Source organism: Nocardia sp. alder85J, from assembly GCF_020176955.2.
In the GTDB taxonomy this organism is placed as follows: Bacteria; Actinomycetota; Actinomycetes; order Mycobacteriales; family Mycobacteriaceae; genus Nocardia.
In genome coordinates, this window is record NZ_JAIUCZ020000002.1 from 637,201 (window position 1) to 654,793 (window position 17,593).

The window sequence follows — 17,593 nt, forward strand, 5'->3', positions numbered from 1 at the left end:
TCCTCGGCTCAACGCTCGGCCATCATTCCCAGGAACTTTCGCACTCTGCGATCTGCCGCATCTGCGGGTGGAAATGGTCGAACAGGCGATCGTTGATCACTACCAAACCCTTGGCTTGCCAGAGAACTTCTTGAGCGAGCTTCGTGGCCTTCTGGACGAGACGCTGGCCGACGAATCCGCCAGTGTGAAGGAACGGCACGCTGCCCTCCAGCGGCAGCTGAAGAAGCTCGATCAGCAGGAAGACCGACTGGTGTCCGCACTCGCCGATGACACGATGCCGACGGGCAAGATCAAGGCCAAGTTGCAGGAGATCGCCATCCAGCGTGCTCGCATCCAGGCCGGACTCACCAACACGGCGGCGGAACTGAGCCTCGGCGTCGACATGCTCCGTAATGCCCTCCGGCTGCTGTCCAACCCACGTCAGCTGTATGAAGACGGCACGGATGTGATCCGTCGCCTGCTGAACGAGACGTTCTTCGAACGGTTCTACCTGGATGACCCGGAGGTGGCCGACGATGACAAGACACCGTTGTTCACTGAACTCCACGATGCGCATCGGGCCTACCGGCATCGAACAGCCACCGCACCGAGTGGTGTCCAACTGGCTGTCGACCGAGCCGAGCATGAACCTGGGGACAGGGCCGAACGATCGAGGAAGCGTCGGCGGCGTCCCTCGTCCAAGATGGAGACGGGGGAACCAGACAAGAAGAAAACGGCCCTACCCTTGCCGATGTCCTTTCGGACACTGGTTCAGGTAAGGCCGTACTAGTAGCGGGGACAGGATTTGAACCTGCGACCTCTGGGTTATGAGCCCAGCGAGCTACCGAGCTGCTCCACCCCGCGTCGGGTGAACACAACATTACACACGTCTTATCCGAGGATCCAAATCGCCTGGTCATGGCTGGTTTTCGGGCTCGGAGTGGCGATCTTGGAAGCGGCTACGGGTGGGCTTCGAAGGCGGTGGCGACCACGTTGCGGACCTCGTCCATGTCGGTGCGGCCGGCCTCGCGGAGGACCGAGGTCATGTCGACCTCGGGGAGGCCGCAGGCCACGGCCCAGGCCCAGGGTTGCAGGTCGCCGTCGACGTTGAGGGCGAAGCCGTGGCTGGTGACATTGCGGCTGGCGCGCATGCCGATGGAGACGATCTTGCGGGCGGTGGTGGTGGTCCAGACGCCGGTCAGGAGTTCCGCGCCGGGTGGGGTGTCGCGGCGTTCGGCGGGGACGTCCAGGTGGGAGAGGGCGTCGATCAGGCGGTGTTCCACCTCGCGGATGTAGTCGACCACGCCCTCGCCGGGAGCCAGCTGGACGATCAGGTAGCCGACCAGCTGGCCGGGGCCGTGGTAGGTGAGCTGGCCGCCGCGGGTGGTTTCCAGGACCGGGATGCCGTGGGTGGGGTCGGGGAGGTGGTCGGCGGGGGTGCGGCGGCCGATCGTGTACACCTGCGGGTGGCTGAGCAGCCAGAGGGTGTCGGGGCGTTCGCCGCGTTGCCGTTGTTCCACCATCTCGGCCATGCGCTCCATCGCCTTGTCGTAGTCGACGAGCTCGTCCTGGATCAGTGTCAACGGCCTGGACCTCATGAGTCGAGGGTACTCAGAGCCGGGGATGCTCAGTCGTGGCTGGGGGCGGGGAGCAGGAAGCCGGGGATCACCGCGGCCACGGGGACGATGCAGAGGATTGTCAGGACGGATTGGGGGCCGTGGTGGTCGGCGAGCATGCCGAGGACCGGGACGAACAGGCCGCCCGCGCTGACGGCCAGGCCGAGGGTGACGCCGCTGGCGGTGCCGGGACGGCCGGGCAGGTAGTCCTGGCCCAGTGTGACCAGCACGGCGAACGGGATGTTCACCGCCAGACCGGCCAGGACGGCGGCGGCCGGGGCCAGGTGTTGTTCGGGGACCACGCGCAGCAGGATCAGGGCGGGCAGGGCGGCGATGCTGCCGATGTGGATCGTGCGCAGCATTCCGGCGCGGTCGGCGATGCGGCCGCCGAGCAGGGTGCCCAGGACGCCGCCGACCAGGAACGCGGTCAGGGCCATGCCGCCGAGGGTGCGGGAGGCGTTCAGGTGGTTGATCCAGTACAGGGCGATGAAGGTGTTCATGCCGAACGCGATGACCGAGCGCACCACGGCGATGGCGGTGAGCAGCAGGAACGGGGTCCAGCGGTCGCGTCCGCCGGTGCGGGCGGTGCTCGCGTGGAATTCCGCGCGGCGTTGCTGGTAGCGCCACAGCACCACGCCCATCAGAATCGCGGGCGGGACGAAGCAGGCGGTCGCGCCGACGCCGAGGGCGACCAGGGCCGGGGTGGCCAGCGCGGGGGCGAGGAAGAAACCGAGATTGCCGCCGACGGCGAACAGGCTCATGGCGGTGGCGCTGTCGCCGGCGTCGCGGCGGGCGTCGCGGCCGGCGGCGGGATGGAATGCGGCGACGCCGATTCCCGACAGCAGCAACAGGATCCACACCACGGCGTATCCGGGGGCCAGTCCGGCCAGTCCGGCGCCGATGCCGGCGGTGGCCAATCCGGCCGGGGCCATCCACAAGAGCTTGCGGTGGTCGGCGAGCAGGCCCAGGAACGGTTGGGGCAGTGCGCTTCCCAGGGTCGCGGCGAGGGCGAGGCCGGAGGCCGCGGTGTAGCTGTAGTGACGTTCGAGGACGAAGAACGGGATGGCCGCGGGGACCAGGCCCTGGTAGAAGTCGTCCACGGCGTGCGCGATCACCCAGTAGCGCATCCGCTGCCAGGCCGAATTCGCTTGTGCCGGTGCTTGTTCGTCGATCACGCTCATCGCGGGCTCCGCTCTGTTCGGAAGGTTCTGGATCAGCGTAGGAATCCCGGCGGGGGGCGGGCTTCCGATAATCTGACAAAATGTGTCGATGACCCGCCACAGTTCGCCGACCCCCACGGTGACCTACGACCTGGCCGAGGGCGCGCACATCGACCGGCACAGCCATCCCGGGCCGCAGCTGGTGTACTCGAGTTCCGGGGCGGTCGAGGTGCGCACCGACGCGGGCGACTGGATCGCGCCCGGTGATCGGGCGATCTGGATACCGGCCGGTTGCCGGCACGAGCACCGGTTCTACGGTCCGGCTCGATTCCATTGTGTCGCTTTCGATTCCGACCTGATTCCGGATCGGCCGACGCCGATCGTGCTCACCGTCACGCCGCTGATCCGGGGGCTGATCGTCGCCTGTTCGGGGGCGGATGCGCTGCCCGCGGCGGAGGCCGGGCGGTTGCGGCGGGTGCTGCTCGATCGGCTGCGGCGCAGCCCGGAGCAGGCGCTGCGGTTGCCCGCCGCGCGCGACGCGCGGCTGCGGCACGCCTGCGAGCTGGTCGAGGCGGATCTGACGGTGGCGTGGACACTCGCGGAGCTGGGGCGGCGAGTCGGCGCGGCCGAACGCACGCTGAGCCGGCTGTTCCAGGCCGAGACGGCGATGACCTATCCGCGGTGGCGCACCGGATTGCGGCTGCATCGCGCGACCCAACTGCTGGCCGAGGGGCTGCCGGTCACCGTGGTGGCGCACCGGTGCGGGTGGGCGACGCCGAGCGCGTTCATCGACGTGTATCGGCGCGTCCTCGGGCACACGCCGGGAACGTATCGCGCAGGTCCGATGTGAGGCGGGTTATCGATGGTGCACAATCGGGTGGAGTTCACGAGGAGTTCACATGGAAACGATCGTCTCCGTCACCGGCGGCAAGGTTCGGGGTGTCACCGAGGGCGGGGTGAGCTCGTTCCTGGGCATCCCGTACGCGGCGGCGCCGGTGGGTCCGGCGCGGTTCGACCTGCCGCGGCCGGTCACCGAGTGGTCCGGGGTGCGTGACGTCCTCTCCTTCGGGGCCGGATGCCTGCAATCGCCGTATCCGCCCCCGATCGAGGCGCTGATCGGGCACGAGCTGATCGCCGGTGACGAATACCTGAACGTGAACGTGTGGACCCCGGACCCGGGCGGGTCGGGCCTGCCGGTGCTGGTGTGGATCCACGGCGGGGCCTTCGTGCGCGGCTCGAACGCGCTGCCGATCTACGACGGCGGCACCTTCGCCCGCGACGGGGTGGTCACGGTGTCGATCAACTACCGCCTCGGGCTGTCCGGCTTCGCCGCGGTGCCGGGCGCGCCGCTGAACCGGGGGATCCACGACCAGATCGCCGCACTGCGCTGGGTGCAGGAGAACATCACCGCATTCGGCGGTGATCCCGGCAATGTCACCGTGTTCGGTGAGTCGGCGGGGGCCATGAGCGTGGTGAACCTGATCGCCTCGCCCGCGGCCCGTGGACTGTTCCGCCGCGCGATCGTGCAGAGCGGCAACGCCTCCGGCGTCGCCGCGGCCGGCGATGCCCGGCTGACCGCGATCCGGCTGGCTGAGAAACTCGACATCGAGCCCACCCCAACGGCTTTCGGCGCGGTACCGCCGGAGCGCTTGCAGGCGGCCCAGGACGCGATCGCGCTCGACCTGATGACGAAGCCGGACCCGGACCGCTGGGGCGCCACCGTCATCACCGGCGGCCTCGGCATCATGAGCTTCTTCCCGGTGATCGACGGCGACCTGCTGCCCGCCCGCCCCCTCGATCTGATCACCTCCCAGCCGGACCGGGCCGTGCCGCTGGTGATCGGCTGGAACCGCGAGGAATTCCGCTTCTTCACCTTCCCCGCCGGTCTCGACGCCGGAATCACCGACGCCACACTGCCTTTGATGCTCCCGCGCTACGGTATCGATCCGGCGGTGGCCGACCTCTACGCGGCCCACCGCCCCGGCGCCTCCGCCGCGGACCTGTTCGCCGCGATCGCCTCCGACCTCGTCTTCCGCGACGACGCCACCCGCATCGCCGATTACGTGGTGGCACAAGGCGAACCGGCCTACGTCTACGAATTCGCCTGGCGCTCCGAGGTGGCCCGCCTGGGCGCGAGCCACGCCATGGAGATCCCGTTCGTCTTCGACCGCCTCGACGACGCCCACCGCCTCACCGGCCCGACCCCACCCCAGCCGCTGGCCGACGACATGCACAGCGCCTGGGTCCGTTTCGCCACCCACGGCGACCCGGGCTGGTCTCGCTACGACACCACCGGCCGCCCGGTCCGGATCTTCGACCACCCGGCCGCCGGTGAGGTTCCCGACCTCCGCGGCGACGAACTGCAAGCCCTCCGGGAGTCCCGTACCCGCTGAGCCTCGGCACACCGGAATGCGCTGAGCCTCAGTGCATTCCGGTCTGCCGATCGGGGTGGCAGGACGCCGGGAACGCGAACATCCCGTCGGCGTTCCGAGTGCGGTAGAAGTCGACCATCCTGGTGTTGAATTCCAGGCGCCGCGCGGCGGGAACGCTGATGGCGTCCATGCCATGCGTCATCAGGTGCCCGTTCACCATCGCCCGGCCGGTGCGCTTGTTGCCGTCGAAATAGAACTGCTGCAACGCGGCGAACAGGAAGTAGGCCAACGCCTGCTCGAACGGGTCGTCCAGAACGGTCGTCAACGCGCCGACGCCCCGCATGTGCAGTTCACGCAGGTTGGCGCCGCCGGCCTCGGTTTCGGGCGGCAGATACCGCCCGTGTTCGCCGGGGCTGACACCCGCAGTGAGGATCAGCTCAGCGGCGGGTGGGGAGGTAGGGGGTGAGGTCGGGTTCGGGTTCGATGTCGAAGGCGCGCAGGGCCATGGCGACGGTGGCGTAGGTGCCCACGGTGAAGACGACGTCCATGAGTTGATGTTCGTCGAGTTCGGCGGCCAGCAGGCTCCAGGTGTCGCGGGCGATGGTGCCGCGGGAGAGGAGGTCGTCGGTGGCTTGCAGCAGGGCGCTTTCCAGGGGTTTCCATTCGGCGGCCTTGGGGCCGGTGGTGACTCGGGCGATCTCCTCGGCGGTGATGCCGGCGTCGTCGGCGAGCAGGACGTGCTGGGCCCATTCGTAGCGGCAGCGGCGGCGGTGGGCCACGCGGAGGATGATCAGTTCGCGCTGGCGGTCCGACAGCGAGCAGCCGTAGAGGAAGTGGCCGTTGAAAGCCAGGAAGGCCTTCGCCAGTTTCGGGTAGCCGGCCAGGGTGCCGAGCAGGTTGGCGCCGCCGGGACGGGACTGGACCAGTTCCTCGCCGAGTACGGCGGTGCGGAACTCGGTGATGAACGTGGTCATCTCCTCGGACCAGTCCTCGGGGGCCACGGGGTTGATGCGTGCCATCGGGATTCCTTCCGTCGGTGGGCGTTCGGTCAGTCGATGCCCAGGTAGCGTTCGTAGATCTCGGCCGGGTCGATCTCGGCGGCGGGGGCGGTGTGGACGATCTCGCCGCGGCCGAGGATGTATACCGTCGTCGCCAGGTCCAGGGCCTTCTGGACGTATTGTTCCACCAGGATCAGCGACATGCCCTCGGCCACCAGGCGTTCGAGGGCCTGATAGATCTGGTCGACGATCAGGGGGGCGAGGCCGAACGACGCCTCGTCGACGACCACCGCCTTCGGCTGGGTCAGGTAGGCGCGGGAGAGGGCGAGCATCTGCTGTTCGCCGCCGGAGAGGCTGCCCGCGGTCTGGTGCAGGCGCGCACCGAGAATGGGGAACAGGTCGGTGGCCGTCGCGATCGCCGCGTCGCGATCACGGCCGCGGGCCTGGACGATCAGGTTCTCGCGGACGGTCAGCGAGGCGAAGACACCGCGGCCCTCCGGGAGGTGGCAGATGCCGTGCCGGGTGAAGCGGTGCGGCGGTCGGCCGGTGAGATCGGCGCCGTCGAATTCGATTCGGCCGGAACGAGGGCGGACGAAACCGGTGGCGGTGCGCAGCAGGGTGGTCTTCCCGGCGCCGTTGGGGCCGAGCAGGGCGACCACCTCGCCGGGGCCCACCGTGAGGGACACCTCGCGTAGCACCGTTGTCGTACCGTATCCGGCGGTCACCGAGTGCAGGGTCAGCATCGGCTACTCTCCGGCCGGGACGGGGTCGGTGGCGTCGCCGAGGTAGGCGGCGCGGACCTGCGGTGAGGTGTGCATGTCGGCGGGGGAGCCCGCGAAGATCAGCGCGCCGAAGTCGAGGACGTACACCTGGTCGCAGATCTCGCGCACCAGCGTCATATCGTGCTCCACCAACAGGATTCCGGTGCCGCGGGCCCGCACCACCGATCGCAGCACCCGGCCGAAGGCCGCGGTCTCGTGGGCGTCCAGGCCGGAGGACGGTTCGTCCAGCAGCAGCAGATCGAATCGACCGGCCAGCACGCGGGCCAGTTCCACCAGCCGGCGCTGGCCGATCGGCAGCAGTCCCGCCTGGGTGTCGGCGAGGTGTTCGATGCCGGTGAGCGCCAGGGCCTCGTCGGTGGCGGTGGCCAGTTCGCGGGCCGCCCGGCGGGAACCGGTCAGGTGCGCAATGGGATTGGCGCCGGCGAGGGCGGCCTCGCGGCCCATCTCGACGTTGCGGCGCACGGACAGGCTGTCGAACAGTTCGGTGCGCTGGAAGGTGCGGCCGAGGCCGTGCCGGGCCCGCCGGGCGGTGCCCAGGCGGCCGATGTCGGTGTCGTGCAGCCGGATTGCGCCGGAGCCGGGCCGGGTCAGACCGCTGCACGCGTTGAAGGTGGTGGACTTCCCGGCGCCGTTGGGGCCGATCAGGCCGGTGATGGCACCGGGCCGGGCGGTGAGGGTGACGTGGTCGACGGCGGTGACCCCGCCGAAGCGCACGGACAGGTCCCGGACCTCGAGGCCCGCGCGGGCCGGGGTCACAGGCGCGGTGGCCGGTGGCTCGGCGGGAACAGAATGCGCGACAGCCGGTTCGGCTGCGGACCGGCCCCCGAGCCGATCCAGGAACCGGCGCATCGTCGCCGGGGTGGCGGCGGTACGTGTGCCGTACACCGCGGTCACCGCGCCGATGCCGAACAGCAGTTGCAGCACGCTGTTGGTGGTGGCGCCCTGGATGTAATCGGGCACCACGGCGTAGAGCACCGCGGCGAGCACACCGTACCAGGGGCTGCCGATCGTCATGATCACGACCACGGCCACGATCACGATCGAGTTGAACCAGTCGAAATACGTTCCGACACCGAACTGGTAGAGCATCCCGGTGAACGCGCCGGCCAGCGCGGCGAGTGCTGCCGAGACGCAGAACACGATCACCTTGAGCACGGCGGCGTTCGCGCCGTGGGTCTCCAGCGCCAGCGGTGAATCCGACAGCGCGGCAAGCAGTCGTCCCAACCGGCCCCGGCCGATCGCGGTCACCAGCGCCACCACCGCCACGGTCACGACCAGCAGCAGATAGTAGAACCCGCTGTCCGAGGACAGATCCAGGGCGCCGATCGAGAAGGACGGGCGGCGTTCGGCGATCCCCATCGTCGACGGGCCGAACATGAAATCCCTGGTGTAGAACACCTGTTGGGCCAGGATGCCGAAACCCAGGGTGGCCAGCGCCAGGAACACCCCCGACACTCGCACGGCGGGAATGGCGATGATCGCGCCGACCGGCACCGCCACCAGCGCCGCCAGCAACAGGGCCACCAGCCACGGCATCCCCGCCACCGCCGAGAAGTGCGCGAACGCCGCCGCGCCCACGGCCGCGAAAGCCTGGTGGCACAACGAGATCTGCCCGGACTGCCGGACCAGCAGGCCCAGCGACAGGAACAGCATGATGTCGATCAAGGCCGCCGACCAGACCGCCAGATGGTCACCTTGCAGACTCGGCACCAGCGCCAGCGCGACGATCACCAGGGCGCCGGCGGTGAGCCGCACCCGTGCCGGCGCGTGGTACTCGCGGCGCACCGCCAGCCGCGACACCGACTGCCGGGCAACCAGTCTGCCGCGTGGCGTCACGATGAGCACCACGAACAGCACCAGGAACGGCAGCGCGGGGGACAGGCCGCCGATCCAGCCGATGGTGGCCGCGTACTTGTCGATGAAGGCGGCCGCGACGCCGATCACCAGCCCACCGGCGAAGGTCAGCGGCAGATTGGTGAAATAGCCGACCGCCGCCGCGCCGAATGCCGCGAACACCACCGTCGACAGCGTGATCCCGTCCAGCGGCTGGCTGGGGGCCAGCAACAGCCCTGCGACGCAAGCGAACACGGTGCCGAGAATCCAGGCCCAGCGCCGCACCCGCACCGGATCGTCGCCGCTCATCGCGACCAGATCCGGATCGTCGACCACGGCCCGCATCACGATGCCCAGCCGCACGGCGCGGAAGAACCAGAACAGCCCCGCCGACGCGGCCAGCGAGACGGCGAACAGGATGACCTGCTCCCAGGTGACGTTCACCCCCGCCAGCCGCACCGTCGACTGCGGCAGGAAATGCCCGAAGGTGGGCGGATTTCCGGGATGCCACAGCGCGCCGAGGGCCGCCACGATGAGGATCAGCCCGACCGTGGCCACCACCCGCAGCATCCCGCTCGCCCCGGCCAGCGACCGCGCCAGCAGCTCCAGCGCCAGACCCGTTGCGGGAGCGAGGATCAGCAGGCACACCGCCGCCGCGACCGGCCACGGCAGGCCGTGGTCGACGTGCAGGAAATAGAACAGGTAGGCGCTGAGCGTCGCCACCGCACCGTAGCCGAAGTTGAAGATGCCCGAGGTCTTGTAGGTGAGCACGACGCCGAGCCCGGCCAGTCCGTATACCGCACCGGTGGCCAGGCCCGCGACGAGAAAGGGGAGGAAGGCGTTCACGCGGATCCGTTCAGGCGCACGTGGTCTTGCCGTCGTTCAGTACCTGCGGGGTGCCGCCCTGCACCCGCGCGGTGAACCAGCAGTCGATGTGGTGCGGCTGCCCGGCGGTGAAGGTCAGCGGTGGCGCGAGACCGTCGGCGGTGAAGTCCCGCAACGATTCCAGGCCCTTGACCACCGTGTCGCTGGTCACCGCGGTACCCGCGGGTGCGCCGTTGCGGACGGCCTGTTCCAGCACCTGTCCCGAGACCCAGCCCATGATCGCGTTGTGGATGAAGATGTTCGAATCCTGGCGTACACCCGGGAATTTCGCATCCATCGCGGTGTTGAAGCGCTGCACGGCGGGGCTGTCGGCGAAGAACGGCAGCGAGGAGAACTGGATCCAGGTGTTCTCCGACAGGCCCGGCGCCGCAGCCAGATTCGACGCGTACGCGGCGCCCTGGATGACGTAGATCGGGTGGTAGTTCTGCCGCGCGCAATCCTCGGCCACGTGCGCGATCACCGCCGGGGTGCTGCCGATGTACAGCGCGCTCACGCCCTGCTGCTGGGCGGCCACGCACTGCGCGGTGTAATTCGGTGCGGTGGCGGAGATCTTCGTGTTGTAGGTGACCGGCAGCCCGTGTTCCTTACCGGCGTCGGTCAATTTCGTCGCCGACTCGGCGCAGACCGGCGCCTCGGCGCAGTACAGGAAGCCGAGGTTGGCGGCGCCCGCCTGTTTCGCGACGCCGACGATCGCCTGGTGGATCTTGTCGCCGGTCTGGCCCTCGGGGAAGAAGTACGGGCTGGTCTCGAACGGCTTGTTGTTGCTCAGCACCCCGACGACCGGGATCTTCGCCGCCTCCACGGCGCTGGACCAGGACTGGTCGAGGATCGAGATGTCCACCACCGCCGCCACTTTCGCGGTGATCAGGCTCTTGGCCGCGGACAGCGCGCTGCCCGGGTTCATGCCGTCGTCCTTCAGCACCAGTTCGACCTTGTGGCCGTTGATGCCACCGGCGGCATTGGCGGTATCGGCCCAGGCCCGCACCGCATCCTGTACGGGCACATCGAATCCGGTCATGCTGCCGCCGGAGCAGCTACAGATCACGCCCACGCTGACGGTGTCGCCGCCGGCGCTCTTCGATGCGGTGGAGGAGCAGCCCGCGACGACCGCCAGTGCCAGCGCGCCGGCGATCGTGGCGAGCTTTCTCATCTTCGTCATGTCTCGGTCCCGGATTCAGATCGTGCGTCCACCGGCGACATCGATCACCTGGCCGGTGATGTAACTCGCCTCGTCGCTGATCAGGAAGGCACAGGCGTTGGCCACATCCTCGGGCTGGCCCACACGGCCGACCGGGGTGGCGTCGATCTGCTGCTGGAGATCGATGAAGCCGCGCTCCACGGTGTCGCGCATCATCTGGGTCTCGATGAAACCGGGTGGGACGGTGTTCACGGTGATGCCGTGCTTCGCGAATTCCAGGGCCAGCACCTTGGTCAGGCCGACGACGCCCCACTTGGACGAAACATAGGCCGCCAGACCGGGATTGCAGGTGTGGATGCTCGACGAGGAGATGGTGACGATGCGGCCCCAGCCCTGCTCGATCATGTCCGGCAGCACGGCCTGGCAGCTGTGGAAGGTGCCGCCGAAGTTGATGTCCTGCACCTTGTTCCAGGTGTCGGCGGAGATGTCCAGGAACGGGCCGCTCACGGTGATCCCGGCGCTGGTGACCAGGATGGCGGGCCGGCCCAGCCGGGCCCGCACCTCGGTGACGGCCGCGTCCAGCGCCGCCCGGTCGGACACGTCGACGGCAAGGCCGATGGCCTTGCCGCCGGCGTCCTCGATGGATTCCGCGGCGGCGCGGGCCGCGTCGCCGTTGAGGTCGAAGATCGCCACCAGCGCGCCGTCCGCGGCGAGGCGGCGGCTGACGGCGCCGCCGATACCGGCGGCGCCCCCGGTGACAATGGCTGTGCGGCCGGTCATTTGATGGACTCCGTTCCGAAGACGGTCGAACGGTGCATGCGGCGCGGTTCGGATTTGTCGAAATCGCAGGCCCGGTGCACGAGTCCGGTGTTGTCCCAGAACACCAGATCGCCGATGGCCCAGGTGTGCTGCAACACCCGGTCCGAGGTGGTGGCGCGTGCTTCCAGCTCGTCGAGCAGGTCCCGGCTGCGGTTGTCGTCACCGGCCAGATGGGAGGCGGTGGCGCCGAAAACCAGTGACTTGCGGCCGGTTTCGTGGGTCCACACCAGCGGGTGCTCGCGATCCACCCAGCGCGCCCAGTCGGCGAGCTGCTCCGGGGTCGGGTCCAGGTAGGCCAGCCGCTGGATCCGCTCCATCCGGTGCACCACCCGGATGTCCTCGAATTCCTGCTTCTCCGCGTCGGTCAGGTCGTCGTAGGCGGCGTAGGTGCTGGCGAAGGCGGTTTCGCCGCCGACCGGGGTGACGACGTGCGCACTCATGATCGAGATCTTCGCGGGCACTTCGTCCATGGCGCCGTCGATGTGCCAGTAGTCGTTGCTGGGGAAGTACTTCGCGTTCGGGTTGGCCGGATCGAAGCTGATCTCCATGACGTTCGGGTTCGGATAGTTCGGGAACTGCACCAGCTCACCGAGTTTCCGGGAGAACGCCACCTGGGCCTCGTCACCGGCGTGCAACTGGCGGAACAGCACCACACCGCGCTGTTCCAGCAGATCCAGCACCGCGCCGGGGAGGTCCTCGTCGTCGAGCAGGCGCGCGACGTCGACGTCGAGGACCTCGACACCGACCTTCTCGCTCAGTTTCTTCGTGGTGATCGCGGGCATCTCGCTTCTGCCTTCCTGCCTCGGGGATCGGAACCGGGTTCAGCCCGGGATGTTCGGCTCGCGTTTGTTGAGCAGCGGCCGGGTGTAGGAGGGATCGGCGGTGCTGCGCGAGGGGACGCCGTTGACCTGGATGTCGGGCACGTCCGCGAACGGGATCGGCATGGTCGGCAGCAGTCCGGACCATTCGATGGCATTGGTGCGCAGCGCGATCCGCCATTGCCCGTCGCGCCGTTCCAGGCGGTCGATGTACCGGCCGCCGGCGATCCAGTTGCTGTCGTCGCGGTTGCGGCCGACGAACTGGTAGTACAGCTCGGTGTGCGCGGTGTCGCCATCGATGTCGACGGTGAGGTTCAGCAGGTTGTGCTGGGTGGCGTACTGACCGGCCTCGTGCATGGCCCGTGCCCAGGTGAACAGCTCGGCCGGTCCGCCGACGAAATCGCCCGCGGCGATGGTGGCGTCGTCGTGGAACGCGGACAGGAACAGGTCGCGGTCGAAACGGTCCATACCGCGGCTGAAACGGGTCAGCGCGTCCTGGATCTCCTGCCGGTCCAGCAGTCGCGCGAGCTTTGCGAGCTGGTCGTCGGTGACCGAAGTCGTCATGGTTGTCTCCGAAGAATCATGTGCCGAAATCATGCGGCGAACGAGCGTGTACTGAAAAGTGGTGCGCCGGGCGGCAGTTCAGACCGGCGCCCAGATCGGCTCACCGCGGGTGGCCCGCAGCGAGGGGATCACCTTGCCGTCGATGTCGGTGATGCCGTAATCCCGGCCGAGTTCGGCGGTGATGAAGGTGCCGCCGGAATGCCGGATCAGGTCCGGGTCGCCGGCCAGGGCCGCGATGACCCGGCCCGGATACTCCGGGGAGCAGCCGTTCTCGGGCCGGGTGGACGCCTGTTCCGACAGGCCCTCGATGGTGGCGAGATTGCGTTCGGCGCGTTCGGTCCAGGTGAGGCCCTGCCACAGCGAGATCGAGGACACGCCATAGGGTTTCAGCTCGACGGCCATATCGCGGGCCATCCGGTCGGCCGCCGATTTGGCGGTGCCGAACACGACGCCGTAGGTGTAGCTGACGCCGGTGTAGCCGGAGATCGCCACGATCAGACCGGATTTCCGCGGTGTCATGAGCTTCGCGGCATGCCAGGCGGCGACGAAATTCGAGCGGACCCCGACGTCGATCATCTCCCAGTTCGACAGGGGCTTGTCCCAGAACGGGTCCGGATCGGTGAGATCCTCGGGTAGCTGGAAAGCGTTGTTGACCAGGATGTCCAACCGGCCCTGCTCCCGGCCGACCCGCTCGAACAGCGCCGCCACCTGGTCGTCGTTGTTGTGGTCGACCGCGACGGCAATACCCTTGCCGCCGCGGCGATCACAGTCGGCGGCCGTCTCGCCGACGGTGCCGGGCAGGGGATAGGAGCCCGGCGTCACCGTGCGGCCGGTGACGTACACCGTGGCGCCCTGCTCGGCCAGCGCGAGCGCGATCCCCTTGCCGATGCCCCGGCTGGCGCCGGTGACCACGGCCACCTGTTCCGACAGTGTGCCCATCGAATCGCTCACTGCCCGAAGAAGGTTGCGCTGTGGTCACCGGTGGATCGGCCGGTGAAGTGCGCACCGGAGAACGGCTCGCCCATCAGACCCTGCGACCAGTCGGCCGAGACGCCGAAGTCCTGCGTCCAGTCGTACAGCATGGTGCGCTGCGCGATCCGCCACTCACCGTCGCGTTCCTCGAGCCGGTCCAGGTAGCGGCCGCCGAGCATCACATCGTGGTGCTCGGTGCCGTAGTCGACCCGGTGATAGGCGTTGACGTGCGTTTCCGCCAGCGCCACCTCACCTTTCAACTCGATCGCGGTCTGGCCCAGCACGTGCTGGGTGACCGGGACCGCGGGCGACCCCGGAACCACCCAGGCGAGGTACTCCGCGAACGATCCGGCGAAGATCCCGAAATCGACCGTGGCGTCCGGCCAGAACGCGGCGCCGATCAGCGTCGCGTCCCGCCGGTCCTCACCGCGTGCGACACGAGCGACGACCTGCCGGATCTGTTCGTGCGCGACGAAGCTCCGGATATCGGTTGCCGTGGTGCTCATCTCGGAGGTCACCGGTTACTCCTGGCCGTAGCCGAGGATGCCCTTGATCTCCAGGTACTCCTGGAAACCGTATTCACCCCACTCGCGGCCGTTTCCGCTCTTCTTGTACCCGCCGAACGGGCTGCCGAAGTCGAATCCGTCGTTGATGGACACATAGCCGGCGCGGATGCGCTTGGCGATCGCACGGACCTGATCCAGGTCCGCCCCGGCCACGTTCGCGGCCAGGCCGTACTCGGTGTCGTTGGCCAGTTCGACAGCGTGATCGACGCTGTCGTAGCTGATGATCACCAGCACCGGCCCGAAGATCTCCTCGCGCGCGATGGCCATGTCGTTCTTGACGTCCGCGAAGACCGTGGGCTTCACGTAGTAGCCCTTGGTCAGTCCGTCCGGGCGACCGGGACCGCCGGCGACCAGCGTGGCGCCCTCGTCGATGCCCTGCTGGATCAGCGACTGGATCTTGTCGAACTGCGAGGCCGACACCACCGGGCCGAGGGCGGCGTCACCGGTCGGATCGCCGACGGTGGTCGCCTCGGCGGCGCCGCGCGCGGCCTCGATCACATCGGTGATCCGGTTGGCGGGCACCAGCATTCGCGTGGTGGCGCTACAGGTCTGGCCGGAGTTCATCATGACCGCCGCGACGCCCTTGACGACGTTCTCGGCGAGATCCGCATCGTCGAGGATGACGTTGGGGCTCTTGCCGCCGAGCTCCTGGGTGACCCGCTTCACCGACGGCGCCGCGTTGCGGGCGATCTCGATGCCGGCCCGGGTGGAACCGGTGAAGGAGACCATGTCGATGCCGGCGTGCGCGGACAGCGGCACCCCGACACTCGGCCCGTCACCCTGGATCATGTTGTAGACACCGGCGGGCACACCCGCCGACGCCAGCACCTCGGTGAACACCTGGCCGGTGAACGGCGAACGCTCGGAAGGCTTGAGCACCACCGTGCATCCGGTCGCCAGCGCCGGGAACAGCTTGACCGCAATGAGATCCAGCGGCCAGTTCCACGGGGTGATCAGGCCGCAGACCCCGATCGGCTCGCGGACGACCAGCAGATCGCCGCGCTGCTCGGTGAACGGGAAGTCGGTGAGCACCTCGATCGCCTTGCCCAGATGCCCGACCACCAGATCCAGCTGGAAGCCGCCGGCCAGCGCGGACGGTGCGCCCATCTCCTCGGTCAGCGCGGCGGCCATATCGTCGCGGCGCTTGCCGAAGGCATCCTCGATGCTGCGCAGCAACTCCAGCCGCACGCTCCGATCGGTCTCCGCCCAGGCCGGAAAAGCCTTGCGAGCCGCGGCGACCGCGCGATCGACATCGGCCGCCGACCCCTGCGCCACCCGCCCGGCGAGTTCCTCGGTGGCCGGATTGACGACGTCGAAGGTATCGGACTGCGCGGGATCGACCCACTCGCCGCCGATGTAGAACTTCAGGTATTCGCGCATCACTGCTGTCCTTCTGCGTACCAGGTACGGAATTCGTCGTAGCTCGGCATCTCCTCCGAGTTCGCCTTCGGGTCCACGGCCACGTGGATGACACCCGGCCGGCCGCTGGCGTAGGCCCGCTTGATGGCGGGGGCGATGTCCTCGTCGCGCTCGACGTATTCGCCGTAGCAGCCGAAGCCCTCGGCGACCTTGTCCAGCCGCACTTCCTTGCTCCAGTGCACGCCGGTCTCGAGCGAGTCGTGGCCGAAAGTCCGCTTGTAGACGCCGACTTCGAGGCCCCAGGCATAGTCGACGCCGACGACGCAGACCAGCGGCAGGTTCAGCCGCGCGGCGGTCTCCAGCTCGGCGATCTGGAACTGGAACGACGAGTCGCCGGTGATCAGCATGACCGGCCGCTTACCGCCGTCGGCGACCGAGGCGCCGATCGCGTAGGGCAGGCCGGTGCCGAGGTGCCCGAAGTTCTGGTTCCAGACGACGTCGTGCGGCTTGGCCTGCGAGTAGGTCCAGCCGAAGATCGTGGTGGCGCCGCCGTCGCGGGCCATGATGCCCTCGGCGGGAAATGCCTTGGTGGCCTCCACGATCAGGCGCGCCGGATGCACCGGGGTCTGGCCCGACGGCGCGGTCTCGGCCAGTTCGGCCAGACGCGCGGCGTCCTCGTCGATCCAGCGCTGCAAGTCCGGCGTCGCCGTGCGCGGGGTGTCGCGCAGCGCCTCGACCAGCTGCGGCACGACCGCGCGCAGATCGCCGACCAGCGGCACGTCGATCGGCCGGTTCACGCCGATCGCCGACGGATCCTGTTCCACCAGAACCCATTTGCGGATGTCCTCGTTGGCCACCCAGTGCCGCCAGCGGCCGAAGTGCACCGGCTCGCCGAGTTCGGTGCCGATCGCGAGGCACAGATCCGAATTCACGACCGCGTCGATCGAGGACGGCGAGAACCCGTACGGGAAGGTGCGATCCTCGAGGCCCTCGATGTACGAAGTGCCACCGGAGGTCTGGATCACCGGGGCCGCCATGAGCTCCGCGAGCTCGCGCACCGAGGCGCCGGCCCGCGCGGTGTGCACGCCGTGCCCGATCAGCAGCACCGGCTGCTTCGCGGCCCGGATGTACTGCACCGCTTCGGCGATCTTGTCCGCACCGGCGGTCTGGCCGACGAGCCGGTACCGATGCGGCGGCAGCACCGGCGGGAGGTCGAGCTCCTCGTTGATCACGTGCTGCGGGTACTCGATGTACACCGGGCCGGGCCGGCCGGACACCGCCGTGCGGATGCCCTCACGGATGATCTCGTCGACCTGATCCGCGTATTCGATACTGGCGCTGTACTTCACGGAGTTCTCGATCAGTCCGGCCTGCTGCACGAACTGGATCCGGCCGCGGCGCACGCGCTGCTCGGTGATCCGGGCGCGCTGGCCGCCGAGGAAGATGATCGGCGAGTTCTCCACCTTGGCGCACATGATCGAGCCGGCCAGGTTGGCGATGCCGGGGCCGAGGGTGCCGATGGCGACGGCCGGTTTGCCGGTCAGCCGGGACAGGCCCTCCGCCATGAAGCCCGCGGACTCCTCGTGGTGCGGCGCGACGACATTCCAGCCGCGCTCCTCGGCGCGCAGGAACAGGTGCACGAAGTTCGGATCGGGGATACCGAAGATCGTGTTGATGCCCTCGGCCTCGAACAGTTCCAGAATGCGTTCGTAAACCTTGATGGTCGCCATGC

17 protein-coding genes and 1 tRNA gene are annotated in these 17,593 nt (G+C 68.7%); 3 read left to right on the forward strand and 15 right to left on the reverse strand.

What is annotated here, in order from left to right; genetic code table 11:
- Nucleotides 1-67 precede the first annotated feature (67 nt).
- Nucleotides 68-769, forward strand: coding sequence for a hypothetical protein (locus LBW94_RS09090; RefSeq protein ID WP_225062282.1), 702 nt, complete (start codon nt 68-70; stop codon nt 767-769).
- On the opposite strand, the gene LBW94_RS09095 is transcribed toward LBW94_RS09090, so the two are convergent.
- The 3 genes from LBW94_RS09095 to LBW94_RS09105 all read right to left on the reverse strand — a co-directional run bounded on the left by LBW94_RS09095 (nt 770) and on the right by LBW94_RS09105 (nt 2,776).
- Nucleotides 770-843 (reverse strand) — tRNA-Met (locus tag LBW94_RS09095).
- Between the two features lie 95 nt (nt 844-938).
- Complete coding sequence (lipB, locus tag LBW94_RS09100) at nt 939-1,577, reverse strand: lipoyl(octanoyl) transferase LipB (protein ID WP_225062281.1); 639 nt, start codon at nt 1,575-1,577, stop codon at nt 939-941.
- Nucleotides 1,578-1,606: 29 nt separating this feature from the next.
- Nucleotides 1,607-2,776, reverse strand: coding sequence for an MFS transporter (locus LBW94_RS09105; RefSeq protein ID WP_225062280.1), 1,170 nt, complete (start codon nt 2,774-2,776; stop codon nt 1,607-1,609).
- A gap of 88 nt (nt 2,777-2,864) precedes the next feature.
- On the opposite strand from LBW94_RS09105, the gene LBW94_RS09110 reads away from it, so the two are divergent.
- Together LBW94_RS09110 and LBW94_RS09115 are read left to right on the forward strand one after the other, a co-directional pair.
- Nucleotides 2,865-3,605, forward strand: coding sequence for an AraC family transcriptional regulator (locus LBW94_RS09110; protein WP_225062279.1), 741 nt, complete (start codon nt 2,865-2,867; stop codon nt 3,603-3,605).
- 49 nt (nt 3,606-3,654) lie between these two features.
- Nucleotides 3,655-5,148, forward strand: coding sequence for a carboxylesterase/lipase family protein (locus LBW94_RS09115; protein ID WP_225062278.1), 1,494 nt, complete (start codon nt 3,655-3,657; stop codon nt 5,146-5,148).
- A gap of 28 nt (nt 5,149-5,176) precedes the next feature.
- On the opposite strand, the gene LBW94_RS09120 is transcribed toward LBW94_RS09115, so the two are convergent.
- The 12 genes from LBW94_RS09120 to LBW94_RS09175 form a co-directional block, all read right to left on the reverse strand.
- The gene (locus LBW94_RS09120) at nt 5,177-5,452 is read right to left on the reverse strand and encodes a hypothetical protein (RefSeq protein WP_225062277.1); all 276 of its coding nucleotides are present in this window, start codon (nt 5,450-5,452) and stop codon (nt 5,177-5,179) included.
- A gap of 112 nt (nt 5,453-5,564) precedes the next feature.
- Complete coding sequence (locus LBW94_RS09125; RefSeq protein WP_225062276.1) at nt 5,565-6,146, reverse strand: carboxymuconolactone decarboxylase family protein; 582 nt, start codon at nt 6,144-6,146, stop codon at nt 5,565-5,567.
- Between the two features lie 29 nt (nt 6,147-6,175).
- Nucleotides 6,176-6,868: an ABC transporter ATP-binding protein gene (locus tag LBW94_RS09130; RefSeq protein WP_225062275.1), complete on the reverse strand. Its 693-nt coding sequence runs from the start codon at nt 6,866-6,868 to the stop codon at nt 6,176-6,178.
- Between the two features lie 3 nt (nt 6,869-6,871).
- On the reverse strand, nt 6,872-9,586 hold the full coding sequence (locus LBW94_RS09135; protein ID WP_225062274.1) for a branched-chain amino acid ABC transporter permease/ATP-binding protein: 2,715 nt from the start codon (nt 9,584-9,586) through the stop codon (nt 6,872-6,874).
- 10 nt (nt 9,587-9,596) lie between these two features.
- Entirely contained in the window at nt 9,597-10,784 is a 1,188-nt protein-coding gene (locus tag LBW94_RS09140) for an ABC transporter substrate-binding protein (protein ID WP_225062273.1), read from the reverse strand.
- A gap of 15 nt (nt 10,785-10,799) precedes the next feature.
- Nucleotides 10,800-11,543, reverse strand: a complete 744-nt coding sequence (locus tag LBW94_RS09145; protein WP_225062272.1) for an SDR family NAD(P)-dependent oxidoreductase — start codon at nt 11,541-11,543, stop codon at nt 10,800-10,802.
- On the reverse strand, nt 11,540-12,364 hold the full coding sequence (locus LBW94_RS09150; protein WP_225062271.1) for a TauD/TfdA dioxygenase family protein: 825 nt from the start codon (nt 12,362-12,364) through the stop codon (nt 11,540-11,542). Before LBW94_RS09150 ends, LBW94_RS09145 begins: the two co-directional genes overlap by 4 nt.
- Before the next feature lie 39 nt (nt 12,365-12,403).
- Nucleotides 12,404-12,964, reverse strand: a complete 561-nt coding sequence (locus tag LBW94_RS09155; RefSeq protein ID WP_225062270.1) for a nuclear transport factor 2 family protein — start codon at nt 12,962-12,964, stop codon at nt 12,404-12,406.
- A gap of 78 nt (nt 12,965-13,042) precedes the next feature.
- Complete coding sequence (locus LBW94_RS09160) at nt 13,043-13,903, reverse strand: SDR family NAD(P)-dependent oxidoreductase (RefSeq protein WP_225062269.1); 861 nt, start codon at nt 13,901-13,903, stop codon at nt 13,043-13,045.
- Nucleotides 13,904-13,911: 8 nt separating this feature from the next.
- Nucleotides 13,912-14,454: a nuclear transport factor 2 family protein gene (locus tag LBW94_RS09165; protein ID WP_225062268.1), complete on the reverse strand. Its 543-nt coding sequence runs from the start codon at nt 14,452-14,454 to the stop codon at nt 13,912-13,914.
- 3 nt (nt 14,455-14,457) lie between these two features.
- Nucleotides 14,458-15,882, reverse strand: a complete 1,425-nt coding sequence (locus LBW94_RS09170) for an aldehyde dehydrogenase family protein (protein ID WP_225062267.1) — start codon at nt 15,880-15,882, stop codon at nt 14,458-14,460.
- Nucleotides 15,882-17,591, reverse strand: coding sequence for a thiamine pyrophosphate-binding protein (locus LBW94_RS09175; protein ID WP_225062266.1), 1,710 nt, complete (start codon nt 17,589-17,591; stop codon nt 15,882-15,884). Before LBW94_RS09175 ends, LBW94_RS09170 begins: the two co-directional genes overlap by 1 nt.
- Nucleotides 17,592-17,593 lie beyond the last annotated feature (2 nt).

What these genes read in the sequence shown, in the direction of transcription:
- LBW94_RS09105 (WP_225062280.1), bottom strand. Translation starts at nt 2,776, where the DNA reads ATGAGCGTGATCGACGAACAAGCACCGGCACAAGCGAATTCGGCCTGG.
- LBW94_RS09170 (WP_225062267.1), bottom strand. Translation starts at nt 15,882, where the DNA reads ATGCGCGAATACCTGAAGTTCTACATCGGCGGCGAGTGGGTCGATCCC.
- LBW94_RS09160 (WP_225062269.1), bottom strand. Translation starts at nt 13,903, where the DNA reads ATGGGCACACTGTCGGAACAGGTGGCCGTGGTCACCGGCGCCAGCCGG.
- LBW94_RS09155 (WP_225062270.1), bottom strand. Translation starts at nt 12,964, where the DNA reads ATGACGACTTCGGTCACCGACGACCAGCTCGCAAAGCTCGCGCGACTG.
- LBW94_RS09115 (WP_225062278.1), top strand. Translation starts at nt 3,655, where the DNA reads ATGGAAACGATCGTCTCCGTCACCGGCGGCAAGGTTCGGGGTGTCACC.
- LBW94_RS09145 (WP_225062272.1), bottom strand. Translation starts at nt 11,543, where the DNA reads ATGACCGGCCGCACAGCCATTGTCACCGGGGGCGCCGCCGGTATCGGC.
- LBW94_RS09110 (WP_225062279.1), top strand. Translation starts at nt 2,865, where the DNA reads ATGACCCGCCACAGTTCGCCGACCCCCACGGTGACCTACGACCTGGCC.
- lipB (WP_225062281.1), bottom strand. Translation starts at nt 1,577, where the DNA reads ATGAGGTCCAGGCCGTTGACACTGATCCAGGACGAGCTCGTCGACTAC.
- LBW94_RS09150 (WP_225062271.1), bottom strand. Translation starts at nt 12,364, where the DNA reads ATGCCCGCGATCACCACGAAGAAACTGAGCGAGAAGGTCGGTGTCGAG.
- LBW94_RS09130 (WP_225062275.1), bottom strand. Translation starts at nt 6,868, where the DNA reads ATGCTGACCCTGCACTCGGTGACCGCCGGATACGGTACGACAACGGTG.
- LBW94_RS09175 (WP_225062266.1), bottom strand. Translation starts at nt 17,591, where the DNA reads ATGGCGACCATCAAGGTTTACGAACGCATTCTGGAACTGTTCGAGGCC.
- LBW94_RS09140 (WP_225062273.1), bottom strand. Translation starts at nt 10,784, where the DNA reads ATGACGAAGATGAGAAAGCTCGCCACGATCGCCGGCGCGCTGGCACTG.
- LBW94_RS09125 (WP_225062276.1), bottom strand. Translation starts at nt 6,146, where the DNA reads ATGGCACGCATCAACCCCGTGGCCCCCGAGGACTGGTCCGAGGAGATG.